Annotated in this window: 10 protein-coding genes; 3 read left to right on the top strand and 7 right to left on the bottom strand. The window is 43.6% G+C overall.

The window, feature by feature from the left end; genetic code table 11:
• Positions 1-31: 31 nt before the first annotated feature.
• From RH96_RS05305 to RH96_RS05320, 4 genes are all read right to left on the bottom strand, one after another.
• The gene (locus RH96_RS05305) at positions 32-5,281 is read right to left on the bottom strand and encodes a DUF11 domain-containing protein (RefSeq protein WP_227500941.1); all 5,250 of its coding nucleotides are present in this window, start codon (positions 5,279-5,281) and stop codon (positions 32-34) included.
• Between the two features lie 217 nt (positions 5,282-5,498).
• Positions 5,499-7,586, bottom strand: a complete 2,088-nt coding sequence (locus RH96_RS05310) for a beta strand repeat-containing protein (protein WP_010198165.1) — start codon at positions 7,584-7,586, stop codon at positions 5,499-5,501.
• Between the two features lie 41 nt (positions 7,587-7,627).
• Entirely contained in the window at positions 7,628-8,095 is a 468-nt protein-coding gene (locus RH96_RS05315) for a hypothetical protein (RefSeq protein WP_010198167.1), read from the bottom strand.
• Positions 8,096-8,379: 284 nt separating this feature from the next.
• Entirely contained in the window at positions 8,380-10,026 is a 1,647-nt protein-coding gene (locus tag RH96_RS05320) for a hypothetical protein (protein WP_010198168.1), read from the bottom strand.
• 691 nt (positions 10,027-10,717) lie between these two features.
• Here RH96_RS05320 and aceE point away from each other — a divergent pair.
• Both aceE and RH96_RS05330 read left to right on the top strand, forming a co-directional pair.
• Positions 10,718-13,531 carry a pyruvate dehydrogenase (acetyl-transferring), homodimeric type gene (gene aceE, locus RH96_RS05325; protein ID WP_010198169.1) on the top strand — a complete coding sequence of 938 codons (2,814 nt, stop codon included), beginning with the start codon at positions 10,718-10,720 and terminating at the stop codon, positions 13,529-13,531.
• A gap of 25 nt (positions 13,532-13,556) precedes the next feature.
• Positions 13,557-15,311 carry a 2-oxo acid dehydrogenase subunit E2 gene (locus RH96_RS05330; protein ID WP_010198175.1) on the top strand — a complete coding sequence of 585 codons (1,755 nt, stop codon included), beginning with the start codon at positions 13,557-13,559 and terminating at the stop codon, positions 15,309-15,311.
• Between the two features lie 197 nt (positions 15,312-15,508).
• Here the strand turns inward: RH96_RS05330 and RH96_RS05335 are convergent, their stop codons facing one another.
• Entirely contained in the window at positions 15,509-16,138 is a 630-nt protein-coding gene (locus tag RH96_RS05335) for an OmpW/AlkL family protein (protein WP_010198177.1), read from the bottom strand.
• Between the two features lie 810 nt (positions 16,139-16,948).
• Between RH96_RS05335 and RH96_RS05340 the strand changes: the two genes are divergently transcribed.
• Entirely contained in the window at positions 16,949-17,932 is a 984-nt protein-coding gene (locus RH96_RS05340) for an ion transporter (protein ID WP_010198179.1), read from the top strand.
• Between the two features lie 254 nt (positions 17,933-18,186).
• On the opposite strand, the gene RH96_RS05345 is transcribed toward RH96_RS05340, so the two are convergent.
• Both RH96_RS05345 and RH96_RS05350 read right to left on the bottom strand, forming a co-directional pair.
• Positions 18,187-18,834: a TerD family protein gene (locus RH96_RS05345; protein ID WP_010198180.1), complete on the bottom strand. Its 648-nt coding sequence runs from the start codon at positions 18,832-18,834 to the stop codon at positions 18,187-18,189.
• Positions 18,835-18,929: 95 nt separating this feature from the next.
• Positions 18,930-20,069 carry a helix-turn-helix transcriptional regulator gene (locus RH96_RS05350; protein ID WP_010198181.1) on the bottom strand — a complete coding sequence of 380 codons (1,140 nt, stop codon included), beginning with the start codon at positions 20,067-20,069 and terminating at the stop codon, positions 18,930-18,932.

Below are 20,069 nucleotides of genomic sequence, written 5' to 3' on the forward strand. Positions count from 1 at the left end.
AAAGTAACAAAGTAACATTGTAACATTTAAACTATAACGTAGAATTATTGGTCAGACGTTTGTTTTTGCGTGGGTCTTCACGTTTGAATAAGTCTTCATCGAACTTAAAGCGCAGTCTAAAGTAAGCACCTTCTTGAGTGCTATCATCATAAGCGATGTCTTCATCTTCAAAACCCATAAAGTTGTAGCCGAGTGATAACCAAAGGTTGGTCATTGGGCTATAGCCCACTTCAGCACCCAGCATATGAGACATATCATCCGCTTGTTTGTTCCAGTAAGTACCTGCTTGTAAGCCAATATCCCAGCGCTCGCTAATGTCATATAAGCCGCGTGCATAGACAGCATGAGCTGTGTTATCGCTTACGATATCGTCAGCATCATATTCTGTATACTTACCCGCATAACGACCTGATAGCGTTAATGGGCGAGTCGGATGGTAATTGCCGCTCCATGACCAAACAATCGCATCTTTTTGATAAGGATCGTCACCAGTAGCGTTGTCATCTAGACGATACTCAAGCTTAGCAAGCATATCGAGCTGATTGCTATCATAATCACGATATGCAGCGCCAAGCTGGAAACGGTTGATGGTGCGATGACCATCGTTATAATCTACTTTTGAGTAGATATCTTTGGCTAATAAAGTAATATCATCGGTGTAACGATAAGCGATGCCAGCGCTGCCGAGAAGGGTGTCACTGGTGTCGCCCCAACGTTTTTCTAAGCGCCCTGAAGCCTTGTAGTTTTCTTTGGCTAGGTACTCAACACCGACACCCGCTGCGGTTGCCGTGCTATCTTCGTCACCTTCTAAAGACTCGACACGTTCAAATAGTGTGCTCAAGGTCAGACCTTCTTGGACATACCATTTGTTTTTTAGACCGATAGCTGCTTCTGCTTCGCGTGCACTGATTGCATCACGCATACGATATTCACTGTAAACCTTACCGTCTTTCATATAAGTGGCATCGAATCCCACGACCGTACGCTGACGCTCATCAGAATCATCAAGACCGTAGCTACCTGACAAACTATTAATTAAGTCATGGCGGGCGTATAAGCGACCTAAGCTACCCAGTGGCGTCTCGCCGCCGATAGAGGTGGCATTGCGTTCGCTATTGTCAATATCTTGCTCATATTCGGCAAACACTAACGAGTTGTTCAGCTTTGGCAAACGTGCGGTCAGACGGGCGCGAGCAGTCGTCCCTTCGATATCTTTGTCAGCGTTACTGACGCCATTGAGTGCTGATTGATTGATGATGTCATCGTTGAATATTGTATCATCGATGACATCTAGCACGTCAGTGGCGGCTTGGGTATTGCGTGAGGCGGCAGTCGCATCTTGCTTGTAGTAGCGCACCCCAATCTCGCCAACGATATTCTGACTTAGACGCTGTTCAATGCTTGCTTCTACACCTTCGCGATTGGCTTCGGTTGTATGATCTTCAGTGCGCACGCCTTCAAATTTAAGTGCCGTTTGCTTGTTGTTTAATGTATGAGTGACCTCAACGCCAGATTCAGTGCGACCAGCTGTCTGCGGCGAGGCGCCAGTGACAAAGCCTTCGTCTGTGTCGTTATAATAAGCTTTGGCACGGGTGTTCTTCTTGTTATCAAAGTCAAGCTCGATACGTAGTGCGTCGCCTTCGACATCGTTACCTTCTAAAAGATCGGCATTAATCTGATTGCTTGGTTGAAAGTTTGGGTTTTCAGCTTTGTTCATCGCGTATTCGGCAACCAACTTTAGCTTATCGCTAAATTTGATAACGCTGTTGACACTGGCCAGCTCTTCTTTATTAAGTGGATCGTCACTGTTGACATAGCTACCACCGATAGCCACTTTAGCATTCAGTTGTTGCTTGGCAGCGATACCGCCGACCAAGTATTCCTCGCCGCCTTCATCGACTTCTACAGTGACTCGTAGATAAATAGGGTTGCCATCGATATCTTGGCTAGCGATAGGGGCTTTTAAGAATAGGCTGCGGCTAATAGGGTCAATTTCGTAATCTGCAAAGCGGGTAAGGGTTTCACGATTGACGATTAAACCTGGGTTATTCGCATCGCGAGTAATAACCTCGATCGTTTCTGAATTCTCTAATACGGCGTCAAAATTTTCAGCCAATGGATAAGGACCTGAGATACCCAAACCACGAGTTTCATTAACGCGCTGACTGGTGCTGGTCTCGGCTATGAAGGCAGTAACACGAGTATTGTTGTCTTCATACTGTGCTTTTACACCCGTCAACGTACGGTTGTACTGACCAAGTTTGATGCCTTCATCGTTATCGATTTGAGTTTTCAAATCACCATACATGGCAAATGAGCGGCCTTTATCTACCCGAACATAAAGCTTGCTGGTAGATTGGGCGTCAAAACCTTTGGCTGATGAATCGCCATAGACGGGATAGTATTCGCCCGGATCGATATCACGGAATAAACGTTCGCCTTTTTTGTCACTGTCATAAGCGAGGGTTAGCAGATAGTCGCCGCGTACTTTGCCTTTGAGGAACATCGCAGCACGACCAGATGCCGTATAGTCATCGTTACCCGCAAAATCATTAAGCTCTTGCTCAAATGCACCTTGAGCATCAGTAATACTGCCGCCATCAAAATCTTTGAGTGAAATAGCACCTTCTACGATACCAACAGCAATGAGAGGGCGTAGTTTAGCAGTGAACTGTAGCGGAATCACTTGCTTGCTACTACCGGTATCAATAATCAGCTCACCCTTACCTGGTACACTCGGGGCGATGACTGAAACCAACAGCTCGCCACCATCAATGATAACCTGAGTACCGGCTTGGTCTTTGCTGCTGTCTTTCAAATTGATACGACCGATATTAGTATCAAGCGTGAGAGAAGTAGTACCAATATAGGGGCGATTGTCGCGATCTTTTAGACTAATGACTATCTGGTATTCGCTCACGCCATCAGCAGGCACTAGCTGTTCTTGAGTGCGATATGTGATCGCTTGTAAACTATCAGGTGTCAATACTTTGATAGTTTGCTCAGAGATGACTTTGCCATTCACGTCAGTAGCAACACCGCGCAGGGTATTGTTTCCGCGTTGTAAGTCAACAGCATAGTAATCAAAAGCAGTCACATTTTGCTTTTCTTGCTCAGCCGTTTTGCCGATTTGCTGCTCTGAGACCGCTTTACCATTAGCATAAAGGGTAAAAATAGAGCCTAAAGGCGCTTGGACCTGTACCATTTGCTTATAAGTACTGAGCTGCTGACCTTCGTTTAGGTTGATAAAGGCGACATTATTATTAGCCACTTCTTTCAAGTATTCTTCTAGCTCTTTTTCTACTGGCGGTGCTACCGTGGTGACAGCCATATCGACACGATTGGCTGCTGGATTGACCATTTCATTGATGATAGCAGAGTCACAATTATTACCAAGGTCTAGATCGCCATTGACGTTACAGCCACTGGCTTCTACATTGTCATCGTAGTCACGATTGTAATCAGGGTCTAGGGTTAGCTCAGTTTTTACGGCTTGCTCAAGGGTGTCATTCTTAGCGCTCACAGATTTGCTACGAGCAATAAGTTCTGCGTTCAAGCGTTCCGTGCTATCGCCCATACCACCAACGATAGCAAAATCGGCACGATGTAATTCGCCATATTTTAAGTCAACGAAACGGCTACCCGCATCACCCGCATTACGATTGCTTTGGGTAACCAGTTCGGTTTCTCTAGGTATAGTAGTGCGATCAACTTTTAGCACGTGAGTCTTGGCACTAACACCATAAAAATTATACTTACCTTCAGGATCGGTCACGATAAAGTTACCGTTTTCCATATAAATGCGCACGCCTGCGACGCCAAGCTCGCCATCTTCTTTTTGTTGAATACCATCACGGTTGATGTCGTGATAAACCTTACCGATGATGATGCCATCTGTATTCATGACACCGCGTTCGACTTCGATCTGCCACTGTGCTTCTCTAGAAACTATAGTGATGGCTTGAGCCGTTTCGCTGTTACGAGCTTGTGCGGTAGCGCGGTTGATACCGTCACCACCTAGTGCCGAAGCACCTATTAGCACACGATAAGTGATCTCTCTAGTTTCGCGAGCCTCTAAGTTACCTAGGTTCAGGACTTGGTATTTGCCTTCTGCTTTGAACTCAGTGGTCTGTGGTTGATTGACATTGATAGTCGTCGTAGGAGTAACGCGAGCACTACCTGCTACATAGTCAAAACCACGAGGCAATGCGTCTTTTAGCTGTACGTCATAAGCGGTGAAATCACTATTATTTTCAACGTTAATAGTATAGCTAACATAATCACCAAGCTCAGCGCTCTTTGTTTCGCTCTCTTTAGTAACGACTAAGGTAGGATTGCCATCGATGATATTGATTTGCGAGCTTAGGTCACTGATACTTACTGTGAAATCTGAAGCGCTCGGAAGTTCATTAGCACCGATGCCAACCGAAGGGGCAATACAAGCATCTAAACTGGCAGTCAATGTGTCGTTGTTCAACGTCTGGATAAGCTTATCTTTAATAGCATTAGCGTTATTTTGAGTTGCTGCGGACAGCTGATATTTACCTGTGTTATTACCGGTCTCTATTCCTTTAAGTGAGTAAGTATCACCTGTGGTCGGAGACTTGATCGTAATCCACACTTGATCTGGCTTGTCAGATTGAACGTTGCATTGCGCATAGCTGGCATCGATATAGACGTTTTCATTGATTTGAGAAGTGGTTTTATTTGCATCAAACTTAGGCGTAGTAAATTTTATCTCAGGCTCAACGATAACGAGCTTGTCAGTAACATTAGTGGTTATAGAAGGATCTTCTAGAACAATAGCGCCAATCTGAATCTCGGCAGTATCATCAGTTTTACCGTTAGGATCCGACAAGGCTTGTACGATAAGCTGAATGCTTTCATTGTGCCCAAGCATGATCTGAGTGCTCAAGTTGTCAAAGATAACTTCTCTGTCAGTACTATCTACGATGCCGTTTCTATTTAAATCTTGATAAAATTTTAAATTAGAAAGGGTTGGCGATATATTTAATGTCAGCTCAACCGTTTGATTGCTGTAGCTGGTGTTGCTTAAGACATTGACCCAATTGACCAAAGTATTGGGTATGACTGTCTGTACTGCCTGCTTCGTTAGATCAATGCCAAATTCAGGAAGTGCAGACGCTTTGACTTGTACTTGGTTAGAGATGCTACTCAAACCGACGCTTTTATCGCCATTGACGTTAAAGCTAGCATTGGCAGTATTAGTAATAGTTTGTACAGTATCATCAGATGCTGCAAAAGCCATATTTGATTGCATAAGCAACATAGCAAGCGACAGCGCAGAGATCTTGGCTGTGCAAAGCGTGATGTGTTTAGACGTATTGATTACACTAAGAGTCATAATAGGTCGCTTATCCAATAAAACATGCATTGGTAATAGGGTAAAACTGCTCTAGCTTGGCTAATTAAAATCGATTAGGTCAAGCTAGAGCGTTGATCTATAAGCCTCTTACAAGGCTTATAGCTTATAAAAATTAACGAGCGTTTTTAATCTTAATTCTAAAGGTCAAGGTGCCAACGCCCTGAGGAACTAGGGTATAGTTGCTACCAAGAACCGCAGTAGTACTAGTACTGGCTGTACCTGCAGTAGATGAATTAGTAGCAGACGTAGCAGGTGAACCAGCTACTAAATCTGCACCCGCTGAGAAGTTAGATAACAAATCCGAGATGGTTAGAGCGGTAAGGTTGAAACCTAATGCCGCTGAAGACGTGTTAGTTGCCTGAATACGATAGATGACACACTGATCAGGGGTTGCATTAATAGCAGTTTGAACAAACGCCCCTGCAGCAACCGTACCTGAACAAGTCGTATCTAAGGCTTGAGCCTTCACTAACGTTAAGCCTCTGACATTAGTCGTGTCAGTCACTGAAGTAGCAGCAGGTGCATTAGTACCAGCAGGGGTCAAAGTTACGATAGTCGTTTCAGTGCTACCGACAGCAGCAGCATCATCAGTAGTTGCAGGAGTAGTGACATTGCCTGAAGACACATTATAGTTAATCGCTAGTACGCCACCAGGTGCAATACCACCGGGTAATGTAGTTGTGTTGAGAGTGTAAGTATTACCATTAGCAACAGTAGGTTGAATGGTTGTGGTAACAGGTGTTCCACCACCAGGCGGCGTATAAGTAACACTGACAGGACCAGTAACCGGTCTGACAGCCGCATTCAAGCCACCATCAGCAATAGTGAAAGTCAATGGGTTAGTATTGGTACCTTCAGTATCCTGACCGTTGTTGGTAATAGTCGTCGTCTGTGTGGCTTGACCAGCAGTACCTGAAGCAGGGGCAATCTCTCTAGTCGATGGCGCACCTAATACAACTGCTCGTCTAGTGAAGTTAGTCACACCAGCGGTATCTACACCAGCGCCATTCGCTTGATCAGCAGCAGGAGGAACTCTAGTAACATCTATAGCGTTATTTGTACTATCTAGAATGTCATAGTTAGTACCAACTACAGGAGCAGCAGGTAACGTACCGACTGGACCGACGAACTTATCGTAGACTTCTACGTTGTTAGTTACTGAACTATTAGCAGCTGTATACTGAGTTTTATCAACATTAACCGTGAAAGTAATCGTGCGACTTGCGCCAACGGCTAAGTCCGCTACAGCAACATCAATAGCTCGTCGACCATTGATAGTAGAAATCGTAGCGGTACCAGCACCACCCGTTACGGTCACGTCTGATGCTGCGCCGTTAGGCAAACTTAAACCTGCAGGAAGAACATCTCTGATAACAATATCAGTAGCAGCAGCACTATAATCAGTAGTCGCGTTAGTCACTACGATACTATAGTTGATCTGCGGGTTAGCCACTGTCAGATCGACAGTACTAGTCGCTGTTTTTGCGATTCTAAAGGTAGGCAATCTAACGATAGTTTGGTTTTCGTTCACCAATGTTGCATTAGCTGGAGCATTATTTGTGAAGAAAGTACTGGTCGCAGTTAATGTGCCCACGCCTTTGTCATTACCATTACGAGCGGCTGGCGTAGCTGATGCATAGCTTAAATTAGCTCTAGTACCTGGCTGTAGTCTAATAGTACCACCATTGGCTATGGTACCTGTCTGTGCTTGACCATTTAAAGCGGTGACTTGAGCAGGAGTTAAAGCAGTACCATCTGCTTGTACAATAGTAAACGTAACAGGCGCAGTACCTAAAGCATAGTCTGGAGAAGCCGTTACTAGTGGTGAGTCATTACCTGTGGTATTAACGGTATAAGTATCCGTCACGTTACCCGTGTTGGTTAAAGCATGAGTAAAGTTAGTCGTACCACCTGGCGTAGCAGTCTGATTGGTAGCAGTATCGTTGCCAATGCTACCATCATCAACAGTCGATACCAATGCAAAGTTAGCCGTTTCACTAACGTTGACAGTCACAGAATTAGACGTCACGTTTGGCTGAGCAATGCCAGCAACACTGTAGTTTGCAGTTGCTACGTTAGTAATTGGCGCAGCTCCTGCTGTTGCAGCGTTAGCAGGGGTAGCAGCATTAGCAGTAGTGATACCCATTGCCGCCACAACACCTACGGCTAATACTGTATATTTAAAAGAATTTGGTTTCATGTGGTAGATCTCCAAAAAGTTAAATTGGTAAGGTTGAAGGATTATTTATTAACGACAGTATTAAGGGCAACAGCCGCCGCCTTTTTCGCAGGTAGTAACTTGATGTTCCAGCGTAGCGTACGGTATTCAGAGTAGGGTACCTTGATCATCTTGCCGTCGATTTTACGCATTAGAGGCATATCAGCGTAATTCTTACCATCGATGCTGGCTTGTGCGCTGGCAGGGTTTGCCTCACCTGTGAATGTCATGTTTGCAGGGATAGGTAGTGTCACCATCAGATCATTAATATCATTATTGATGGTATTGGTATAAGTTGCTTTGTATTGGATGACAGTACCTGCTGGCGCTGTCCGCACTGGGGAGTATACTGTCTTACCGTCAGCATTCTTGATGACTTGATTAGCAGTCAGTTCCATTTTTAGAGCATCATCAGCATGTGCGACATTCAATAAAGAAATAGAAGCAGCGGTTGCCAATAAAATACCGTGTAAGAGATTAAAACGTTTCATATAAAATCCTTTCTTAGAACATGACTATCAGTGAATAGCAAACGTCCAGTGAATAGCAAACGTCGTATGTTATGATGGAGGAGCTTGCAATCTAATATGATTCTCATTTTTAGAAGGCATCTATCTCCCTTTTTCTATTGTCACGTAATTGATACAATTATTCATCACAAAAACGACAACTGGCATTTTGAAGTATATAAACGGTAAAAGCCCCGTCTGGCTAGACAGGGCTTTTCTTTTATTATGAGAGACTAACGGAGATGAAAATGTTAAGAGAAGATAAGTTATTGATTGCTTGCAATAGTGCCATATTTTGTATTGAAGTAAAAATCTCGTTTAGCTCTAGCTGTTAATGTAAGAGATTTAGTTTTCACCTCACCATTTCCTCCAATCGCTGGATTCTCGCTAGTAGTATAATCAGTTGTTGAAAGTGCGGGGTTAGCTAATACGGATGTAACTGTCGCGCCATCAACACCTTGTTTTTGGAGAACATCCTTCATTACAAAGTTGTTAATGTCAATATTTGCACGATTGGTAGCAGTAATTCTATAAGCGATACATTGTCCAGGTATGAGATTGCCGTTAATACCGCCTTCACTAAAACCGGTCCTAGGATCGGTATTTCCTGAGACATTTAGGGTACTATCAGAGTAATTGAGCGTTGCAGGGCAGTTGTTGACGTATTGAGCCTTTCTTAGTACCAATGCAGCGTTTGCAGGAATGACTCTTCCAAAATCGTTGTTCGGATAATTATAAGTGGTTGCTGCAAACCCAACGGTTCTACTCTCATTGCTAGTGCGAATAGGATAAGTATTGCCGGTGCGACTCTCTACTAGACAAAGATTTGTATTATTAGCCAGTGTCGTTTTAGGAATGCTAATTTGATATTCACCCACAGGAGCACCATTTCTAATGACTGATTGTGTTGGATAAGTAGTAGATGTATTAGAACAATTTGCTAATTGCACTGTACTACCTGTAATCCCTGTTTCAGGGGCGGTAGGATCATATCTACCGTTGAAGTAATTAGGTCGATTGGCGTAAGCACTGCTAGCTGTAGTAATGTCAGCATTGGTCGCACTGGCCTGCGCAGCCGTAATACCACCGTTATCATCAAATACTGTACCAGAGAAGACGTACTGCGGAACGTAGCAGTAATTGTCTACACGGAAATCGACTTCTTGATTAGTCGTTGTTGAAAGACGGCCAGTATTAGTATAACGGATGTTAACTGAGGTTACAGGTTGAGAGAACTGTATAGATCCTTGGCATTCTGTACCAAAATTTTTGGCTGGACAGTTGAATGTACTGGTCGTATATAGTCCTTGGAAATAAGCAATGTTTGATCCAGCTATTGATTGGGGCGCACCTTCAATAATACTTCCCGTTTGGGTAACACCAGTAATTTTGATGTAATCATCAAAAGTATTGCCGTTGCTATTGGCGTAATCAATGTCAAATGCACTTAAAGCTACGTTAGTAAGAAAAATTGGCTGAGACGTTATGCTATTACGAAAATCAAGATTTATGTCTGTAAAAGCAGTTGTATTAGGGAACGTTCTTCTCACATTAATCGCTCTTACTCCTTCAGATTCAATGACACCAAAATTACTTAATGTGGTATTAGAGCTGGATTCAGTAGTGCTTATCTTGATTTGTAATGGAATACTTCCTGCTGCATTTCCTCCAATGGTCACGTAGTTATTTGTATTAACCGCTGATACCAAATTATTATAATCAGTGTTAATAAAGCTACCTTGAGAGGCACCTGTTATACCTTGGCAAGTCGCTCCAGGATTGGTTGCAAGCGCATAGGATGAGTGGCTGATTAAAAATGACGCTATAAACCCTACTAAGGTCAGTAGTATGAATTTATATTTCTGGAACAAATCTATACTCTTAGATCCTGCAAAGTATTTATCGATGTACATAGTAATATTCCTATAAACTCACACTGACGATTAGAATTCGTGCCGAACATATCTGTGACCAGTTTAACAGATGAATGTATAAATCATGTAACTTGCTATTTTATAGAAAAATTGTAAAAAATGTCTTAAAGAGTCGATAGATGGCAGGTTTTTTGTGACCAGATGCCAAATTTCTGACTTGTAGTATAATTATTTATATTTTGTACTTCTTATTTTCTATACATCTTATGTTTACACATCGCGATTATCTCAAGTTATCTGAATTTTTCCTTGTCATTCAAATTGTTACATTTGACATATCCTCTCAAAAAGTCATCAAATATTTACTTAATAACTAATCGTTATTTATTTAAAAAATACTTGTCATTTCACCATTTCTTTACAGCCATAAACAACCCATCAATAAACGCCTATAATATAGAGTGATTATCGTTTAATAATTAGATATATAGCACGAGTTTTGATTTTGTTATGCTTCTTTTTCTTCAAGATGCTAAAGGGTCGTTGCGTTATATTGTCACCTGAGCTTTATATGACTGCAACACATGATGGAGCGGCGGCCTGTCGCCTGCTACCTGTAACAAGGAAGTCATTTAGCAAAGCGTTAGCACATTACTATATTAAATAACACGTTGATTTAACAACACCCTGTCATGGTACAGGGCTGACTGATAAAAAAGGATGAGTAAAGATGAGTTATTATAAGGATGCTGATAGCACCGAAACCCAAGAATGGCTGGACGCCTTTGAGTCTGTCATCAAACATGCGGACAAGGATCGCGCGCAATTTTTGCTAAAAGCCTTGTACAACATGGCGGTACAAGAGGGATTGCCATTTAATAGACTAGATACTGCCTATGTTAATAGTATTGCGGTCGAAGATGAGCCGATGTACCCAGGTGATTTGGGTATGGAGCGTAAAATTCGTGCCTTGATTCGCTATAACGCTTTAGCAATGGTCATGCGAGCCAATAAGAACGATGATGACTTAGGTGGTCACTTAGCGACATTCGCTTCTAGTGCCACGCTATATGAAACTGGCTTTAACCACTTTTTCCGTGCGGCAAGTGATCACTTCGGTGGTGATATGATCTACTACCAAGGTCACTCTGCTCCAGGTATCTATGCTCGCTCATTTCTAGAAGGTCGTTTGACAGAAGATCAGCTCGATAATTTCCGCCGTGAAGTCGGTGGTAAAGGCTTATCAAGCTATCCGCATCCTTATCTAATGCCGGATTACTGGCAGTTCCCAACCGTATCGATGGGCTTAGGTCCTATCATGTCGATCTATCATGCTCACGTGCATCGTTATATGGAAAACCGTGGCTTGCTAGAAAAAGAAGGTCGTAAAATTTGGACGTTCTTGGGTGATGGCGAAACTGACGAGCCAGAGAGCTTGGGTGCGATTTCTCTCGCGGGTCGTGAGAAGCTGGATAACCTGATATGGGTGGTCAACTGTAACTTACAGCGTCTGGATGGTCCAGTCCGTGGTAACGGTAAAATCATTCAAGAGCTAGAGTCTGTGTTCCGCGGCGCAGGTTGGCGCGTGATTAAAGTTATTTGGGGTGGTAACTGGGACAGTCTACTGGCCAATGACAAAACGGGTGTGCTAAAACATCGTATGGAAGAAGTGGTCGATGGTGAATACCAGTTATATGAGGCTCGTACAGCTGAGTTTACTCGTAAAGAATTTTTTGGTAAATACCCAGAGCTAGAAGAGATGGCAGATGCCTTGACGGATGATGATATCGCACGTTTGAACCGTGGTGGTCATGATCCAGTGAAGGTGTATGCAGCCTTTAGTGAAGCCATGAAAACCAAAGGTCAGCCAACGGTTATTTTGGTCAAAACCGTCAAAGGTTACGGCTTATCTGCTCAAACACAAGCGGTCAATAAATCGCATCAGGTGAAAAAGCTTGATCAAGATGCACTGGTCTATTTCCGTGATCGTTTTGACTTGCCATTTACCGATGAGCAGCTAGAGACTCTACCGTTTTACCGTCCTGAAGAAGGGTCGGCAGAGATGAAATATCTCAAAGGTCGTCGTGAGGCATTGGGTGGTCATTTACCAAACCGCCGCAGTGGACATATTCCATTGAATATTCCTGAATTGTCTATATTTGACCGTGTATTGAAAGGCAGCAATGGCAAAGAGCAGTCGACGACGATGGTATTCGTACGCCTGTTGTCAGCTATGCTAAAAAACAAAGACATCCAAGATCGTGTGGTACCAATCGTACCAGATGAAGCGCGTACTTTTGGTTTAGAAGGTATGTTCCGTCAATTGGGTATTTACTCTGCAGTTGGTCAAAAATATACGCCAGAAGACAGCGAAGCATTGATGGGCTACAAAGAAGCCATCGATGGTCACATGTTAGAAGAGGGTATCAATGAAGCAGGCGCAATGAGTACGTGGATTGCACTCGCGACCAGTTACTCTGTGAACGCGTTACCAATGATTCCGATGTATATCTACTACTCAATGTTTGGTTTCCAACGTGTGGGTGATTTGGCTTGGGCGGCAGGCGATTGTCAAGCGCAAGGTTTCTTGTTAGGTGCAACAGCTGGTCGTACCACGCTCAATGGCGAAGGCTTGCAGCATCAAGATGGTCATTCGCAGATATTGTTCAACGTAGTACCAAACTGCGTCAGCTATGACCCATGCTTTGGTTATGAGCTAGCAGTTGTGATGCATGATGGCCTGCGCCGTATGTATGGTGAAGGCGAGCGCGTTTATTACTACCTAACGCTAATGAATGAAAACTACGAGCAACCTGCCATGCCAGAAGGTAGTGAGGAAGGTATCAAGCGCGGTATGTATTTGCTTGAAGACAATGGCTCAGCACAAGTACAACTATTGGGTTCAGGCGTGATTTTACGTGAAGTACAAAAAGCGGCACAGATTCTAAAAGATGAGTTTAATATTACCTCTAACGTCTGGAGTGTAACCAGCTTTAACGAGTTGACGCGTGATGGTATGGAGTGTGATGACTACAATCGCTTGCATCCAATGGATGAAGAAAAAGTGCCTTGGGTCACTGAGCAATTGGCACCGCACGAAGGTATCGTAGTTGCTGCAACTGACTATATGCGTAATTATTCAGAGCAGATTCGTGCTTGGTTACCAGACAATCGTCCTTATACCACGCTAGGCACTGACGGCTATGGCCGCTCTGATACTCGTGAAAACCTACGCAGTTTCTTCAATGTTGATGCTGCTCACATCGTCGTTGCCACGCTTAAGCGTCTGGCAGATGAAGGTGAAGTTGAGATGCGTCTGGTAAAAGATGCGATTTCAAGCTTAGGTATCGATGTCGATCAGCCACCTGCATGGCAACAGCAGTCTTATTCGGATCATTCTCCAGATGCGCCAGCACCAGGTAACGTCAATCCAAATCCTGTGCCTGAGTTCGTTGCTGAAGACGATGACGAAATCAGTAATGAGGGTCGTTCTGAAGATCAAGCAGATTCGACTTTACTCAATGACGGTGATGTCAAAGAATAATAACCATAAGACAAGGAGATAAATCATGGACATTAAAGCCCCCGATTTGGGTGTCGATAGCGCCGAAGTTAGCGAAATTATGGTAGAAGTTGGCGACGTCATTGCAAAAGATGACAACATCATTTTATTAGAATCTGACAAAGCCTCGGTCGAAGTGCCTAGCTCTGCTGCTGGTAAAGTGACCAAAATCAGCGTTGCGATTGGTGATCAAGTCAGTGAAGGGATGGTACTAATTGAGCTCGAAAGTGAAGCGGACAGCGCAGAAGAGAGTAGCGATAGCGCATCTGATGACAATCAAGAAGCGAGTGATACAGAAGAAACCGCTGCTGCTAAGTCAGAAGCAAAAGCTGAGCCAGCTGAGACTGAATCAACGGCATCAGAGTCTAGCGCCAAGCCAGCTGCTAACGCTGGCAAAGCCACGACTCATGCATTACCTGATCTAGGTGTCGATGAGGCGCAAGTTTCTGAGATTATGGTGAGCGTTGGTGATATCGTCAGTGCTGAGCAATCAATCCTATTGATTGAATCTGATAAGGCGTCGGTTGAAGTGCCTGCACCAGTCGCTGGTAAGGTTGAGAAAATATTGGTCGAAGCCGGTGATATGGTTGCCAATGGTCAGGATTTCATCGTCATTGTCAGTGATGCAGACACTTCTGAGTCACAAGATTCAGCGCCAGCCAAGTCAGACGACAATGTAAGTAAAGATAACGTTAGCAAAGACAGTGCTGATAAAGACGATAGCGCTGCTGAGCAGAAAACCACTGGTGAGCCGAAGCAAGCTGCCAAACCTGCCCAGACTGATACAGCCGCTAGCAAAACAGATAGCAAGTTGACCGAAACTCAGGTGAATGAGAAGTTGGTCGATGTTTATGCTGGTCCCGCAGTGCGTAAGCTGGCACGGCAGCTGGGTGTCGATATTAGCCAAGTGACGGGTTCTGCAGTCAATAAACGTATCTTAAAAGAAGACTTGTTTGCTCACGTCAAAGAAAGTTTGACCACACAGAAAGCAGCACCTGCAAGTAGTGGTACTATCAGTTCAGGACTGCCAAAACTGCCAGATATGAGCAATACTGAGATTTGGGGTGAGACAGACACACAAGACCTTAGCCGTCTGCAGAAAGTCTCGATACCGCAGCTTAACTATAATACCTTACTGCCACAAGTCACCCAGTTTGATCTGTCGGATATTACCGAGACGGAAAAACTGCGCGGTGAGCTAAAAGGCGGCATGAAAGCGGAAGGTATTGGTTTCACTATTTTGGCCTTTGTGGTTAAAGCAACGGCCTACGCCTTGACCCAGCATCCACGTTTTAACAGTCACTTAAGCGACGATAATACTCAAGTTATCTTGCGTAAGAGCGTTAATATGGGTATCGCAGTGGCGACTGATGATGGCTTAATCGTTCCTGTCATCAAAAATGTGCAAGATAAAGGTCTTAAGCAAATCGCCATTGAGATTGGCGAGCTAGCAGTCAAAGCACGTGATAAAAAACTCACGACCAAAGATTTGCAAGGCGCGAGCTTTACCATATCAAGCCAAGGTAATCTAGGAGGCACTGCCTTTACGCCATTGGTAAATTGGCCACAAGTTGGTATCTTAGGTGTGTCTGAGGCAAGTATGCAGCCACGTTGGGATGCTAAAACGCAAAGCTTTGAGCCGCGTTTGATGTTGCCGTTGTCACTGTCTTATGATCACCGTGTGATCAATGGGGCAGATGCCGCAGTGTTTACCCGCTATATCGCCACGTTACTGGCTGATCCGCGCCGTATCCTGATCTAGAATTGATCAGCAATTAAGAAAGAGACTGCCTATGGGTGGTCTTTTTTTATGTGTCATGATTTGTTTTTTATAGGTCGTTATCTGCTTTTATAAATATATGCTCAGTAGTTAGGGTAGACAGTAATGATCGTAATAAATAGGCACAAAAAAGCCAGCGTAATCGCTGGCTTTTTTGTATACATACTATTTTTGCTATCTTAGAACTGTTTAACGAAAGCGACACCATATACCCAAGGGCTGATATCGACTTCGCCGATGTCATTACCATTCAGGCTAGCATCTGTCTTGATATCCATATAGCGTGCATCGATACGGAAGGCTTCAGTCGGGGCAAAAGGTATGTCAAGACCGACATGACCGGCTACGCCGACGCTATCATCAAGCTCTAAGTCGTTACCATTTCCAAGATAGATTCTTTCTTTAAAGAAAGTTGTATAATTGATCCCCACACCAACAAATGGCTTGACGTTCATTGGCAGGTCATAGCCATCGAAGTGATATTGTAGAGATAGCGTAGGTGGGAGATGCTGAGTTTTTGCATCAATTTTATTGCCATCAGCATCGGTTAGAGTGATGTCGTGATGGAACGGAATCGCCGCTAGCAGTTCGACACCGACGTTGTCAGCAAAAAAGTACTCACCGCTGATAGTCGGACGGATATCATCATCAACTTCTACGGAAAGTGTGCCATCTGCAAGTGTGCCGTTATCACTTTTAGGGTTGACCATATGAGCGCCAGCAGCCACAGACCATGTACCCGCAGGTACGGCAAAAGCAGTCGTCATGGTAAATGCGGCAGCCACTAAAACTAGGGATTGTAGTTTCATCGTTTGGTTCCTTGGTGCAAAAATAGATTATCGATAAGCACTTAATGAGGGATGACATTAAATGCTGATATACAATGTTATCTTTATTAATTGCTCTGTAACATTGTTACGCTATTTTAACACTAAAACCATTTTATTAGTAAGGCTTTAGTTAAGAAAACCTTACTAATTTTAAGGGAATGAGAATGTAGAACAGAAACTTAATGTCCGTAAAAACATATTTGTTAAACAGTTCTCGTTGTTGTAAGTTAGTAGTCAGGTTTATGTTCTGGACATAAACCGCGCCAAATGAATAACGAATAATAAATAACAAGGTAAAGGTATATTATGCTGGGTTACTGTAGTAATTCGCCATTGCGCTGTGAAAAAGCACATTCAATGATCCTGTTAAACCAAGTGGATACTTATTGCCCAGAATGTGGTTTGTTTCTACTACCTGCTCAAAATCTCAGTCGACAATTACGCGCCGACGAGCGATTTTTACAGTACACTTTTCTTATAACAGGACTTGTGTTGCTGGCTTGTGTCTACCTTTATTATCTAAATTTTGCATAATCGTGATTCATAGTGAAACCTCTTGTGTTAATAAGTAGGCTATTCTCACCATTACTGGCTTAGAGGGCTGTTAATAAAAATCTCTTTCTAAGAGCTTCTGTCCAACATACGGTAATAAATGCTTGAAAATCAGGATAAGTAAAAGATTGGTTACTGACATAGAGTGCTCTTTGTACTGTTGTTGAGCGCGATAGTCAGGCTTTAATACTTTTACTTCATTATCACAAGATCGGTGTTACACCGTATAGGGACCGCATGCAATTCCAACATATACGGCGCTTGCGTATTTTCGTTTATAACATTTTGCAAAATGATGAGCATGACACGCTCTTTAGCCGCTATGTCGATTATTTTCTGATATTTCTAATCATGACTAACGTAGCAGCTGTGATTGCGGAGTCTGTCGATCGGTGGTATTACCCTTACCAAAATTATTTTACGTGGTTTGAAAACTTCTCTATTTTGGTGTTCTCTATCGAATACTTGCTACGCTTATGGAGCGTTGCCGAAGCGAAGCCGGATAATACAACTTGGCGTCAGCGTTGGCAATGGTTAAAAAGTCCTTCTGCATTGATTGATTTGGTCGCTATTGTGCCTGCGTTCTTGAACTTCTTTGTCACGATTGATTTACGCTTCTTACGTATTTTGCGGCTTTTCCGTATTCTTAAACTGACGCGCTATTTTGCGTCGATGCGTATTTTATTGGTGGTAATCAGTAAAGAAAAAGGCTCATTTCAAGCCGTTATTTTTATTTTAATTATCATGATTGTGACCGCTTCTAGTGGTATTTATCTGGTGGAGAACCATGCCCAGCCAGAAGAGTTTGAATCTATACCCAAAGCGATGTGGTGGGCTGTGGTGACACTGACGACAGTGGGTTATGGTGATGTGATACCCATTACCAACGCCGGTAAAATATTGGGTGCAATCATTACGATACTGGGTGTGGGTCTAGCAGCCTTGCCTGCAGGTATTCTCGCCACGGGTTTGGCAAATGAGCTGAACCAACGCCGTGAAGAACTAGAGCAGCACTTTCGTGAACAGCTGGTCGATAGTGATTTTGATTTGGTACAGAATCAGATGATGGTGGAAAAAATACGCCGTGAGCTTGGGCTAGATAAGGAACAGGCACAAAACATCGTATTACAGGTACTGCGAGAGCAAGAGCTGGAACGTCGCGAAAGAGAGGTGGAGTTACGCCAAAAGAACTTTTGTCCGCATTGCGGTGAGGCATTGTAAGTAATATTTGTAGTAATTATAGTGAGTGAAGAATAATATCGATACATCACGCACTGCTGATATCCATTTTTCTTGCTTGCTGTGCCTGCGCAGATAGAGGCTACAAAAAATTGATATCAGCGATACCTTCGCGTTTTTAGGATATTTTGACTACATTTGGAATTTGCAATAATTAAAGTTTAAAAAAAGGGTACGACGTTATTAATACGTCGCACCCTTTTTTTTTGTAGGGATAGATGGCTAAGTTGCTGACATTAAATTCCTTGCGGAATAGGGAGTGCGCGTGCCAATTCATGGGCGACTTGCTGTGCTGCTATGGCCAAATCTTCGGCTGGGAGCGGTAAGTTCTGCAGTGTGAGATGCCAATCATCTACTTCTCGGCGCAAATGTGCCACCCAAAGTGTGGTGCAATCACGGGGCAGTTGTTTTAGATTGACTTCAAAGCAATGATTGCCCTCGTCATCGCTCAGATGAATTTCGCCTTTTTTGACTCTCGAAAACGGATGACCATGGTAAGAGTTGGCAATCATAGCAATATGGGTGATATGTGCTGGAATCTTATCCAAATAGAGTCTGATTTGTTCTTGGTCAAGGGGTGCCAAATACATGGCTTGATCGCCGCGATCTTTTCCATTGAGACTGTCACCTTGATGTTTTACTGATTCAGCTTTATCACGCAGCTTCTTGAACCAGACGATATCGCTAATAGTGCAATGCTCGTCATATAACACACAAGCTAAATCAATATCAATCGCGCCTTCATTTTTTTTAAAACGCTTTAGCATACCTTTTGGTTCAGTCTTGGTAAACTCGTAATTGAGCGCAAAAAATAACGTTCCCGCATCCAACCCTAATCCTTTTAAGCTGTCCGATAGTAATGGTGACGGGGAAGTGGTCGACATAGTATTCCTTGTTACTTTTGATGTTTTAAGTGACTTTATTTTAAGTGACTTTATTTTAATTGCATATTGTTTGAGTTAAGTATTGTACTCAATCATCACGATTGATTATCCAGTGTTTCATCCAAGACGGTTTTATCCAAGACGGCTTGATACAGCAGCTCAGGCTTGGCATTTAAGAGACCACTGCCAAAACCGCGTAACCACCAGACCAGCTGCGAGGTCAAATTCACCGTTGCTTGAATGGTCAGTGTGTCATCGTCATTTAACGTGACCGTTTGATCATCGCTAAGCTTGCTTTCGGTTAGGCTCTTGCCTGCTTGTTTGGTGAATTGTAGCTCAATAGGCGTATTTTTGCCATGATCGGCTAGCTCACGAAATAATGGATGGCTAAAGCCCATGCCACCAGCATCTAGATAGGTGTCTAGTTGGAATTCGTCGGGCGTTTTCGCCGAACTCTCAAGAATCTCGACGCTGGCAAATCGATGCAAGGCAAAGGTGCGAATGACAGTCTCTGGATCATCCGTGCGAGTTGCCAGTAAGTAAATGATGACGCCGCGTTGAATGATAGCGATTGGATTTAGGATGTATTCACCGGCTTGCGATTTATTGCTACGGGTATAACAGGCTTTGATTTGTAATTGATAAAAGAGCGCATGGTAGATATTGTCTTTGCTATCCAAGTCAATATGTGGCGCGATTAGTGGCTGAGTGGCAGGCTCGATGCGCACTCTGTCTATCCATGAATGAGTGACTTTACTGTTTTTTAGCTGCCGCCGTGCTAGGTCAAACCACGGAAATAATTCATCTAAAATGACAGGCGGTAATAGCTGGGTCAGGTTGGCTTCAACCATATTAAAGGCAACCGCTTGCGATAAATTCATATGCGGCAAGCTTTGTAATGGGGCATCATCGCACCAACGCCAGCCTTGCGGATTGGCATTGTTTTTTTCAATGGGAAAGCGTTTGGCGAGCGCATTTAAGTCGCGCTGAACAGTGCGTAGGCTAATGTCAAAGCCCGCCATCATCAGCTGCTCGTAGATATGGGTTGTGCCCACCCAACGATTGCGCTGTAGCTGTGATAGCACTTGCCATTGGCGTGCAGTTGTCGCTGCCCCGTGGCGATTATCACTGCTATTTCCTGAAACATTATTGTCCGTAGCCGCTACGGTATTGGCAGTCTCAATAGAGTCTGTTTGATCTTGGAGAAGGCCGGTGTCAGTAGAATGTACAGTCAT

The sequence above is a fragment of the Psychrobacter sp. PAMC 21119 genome (assembly GCF_000247495.1).
Classification (GTDB): domain Bacteria; phylum Pseudomonadota; class Gammaproteobacteria; order Pseudomonadales; family Moraxellaceae; genus Psychrobacter; species Psychrobacter glaciei.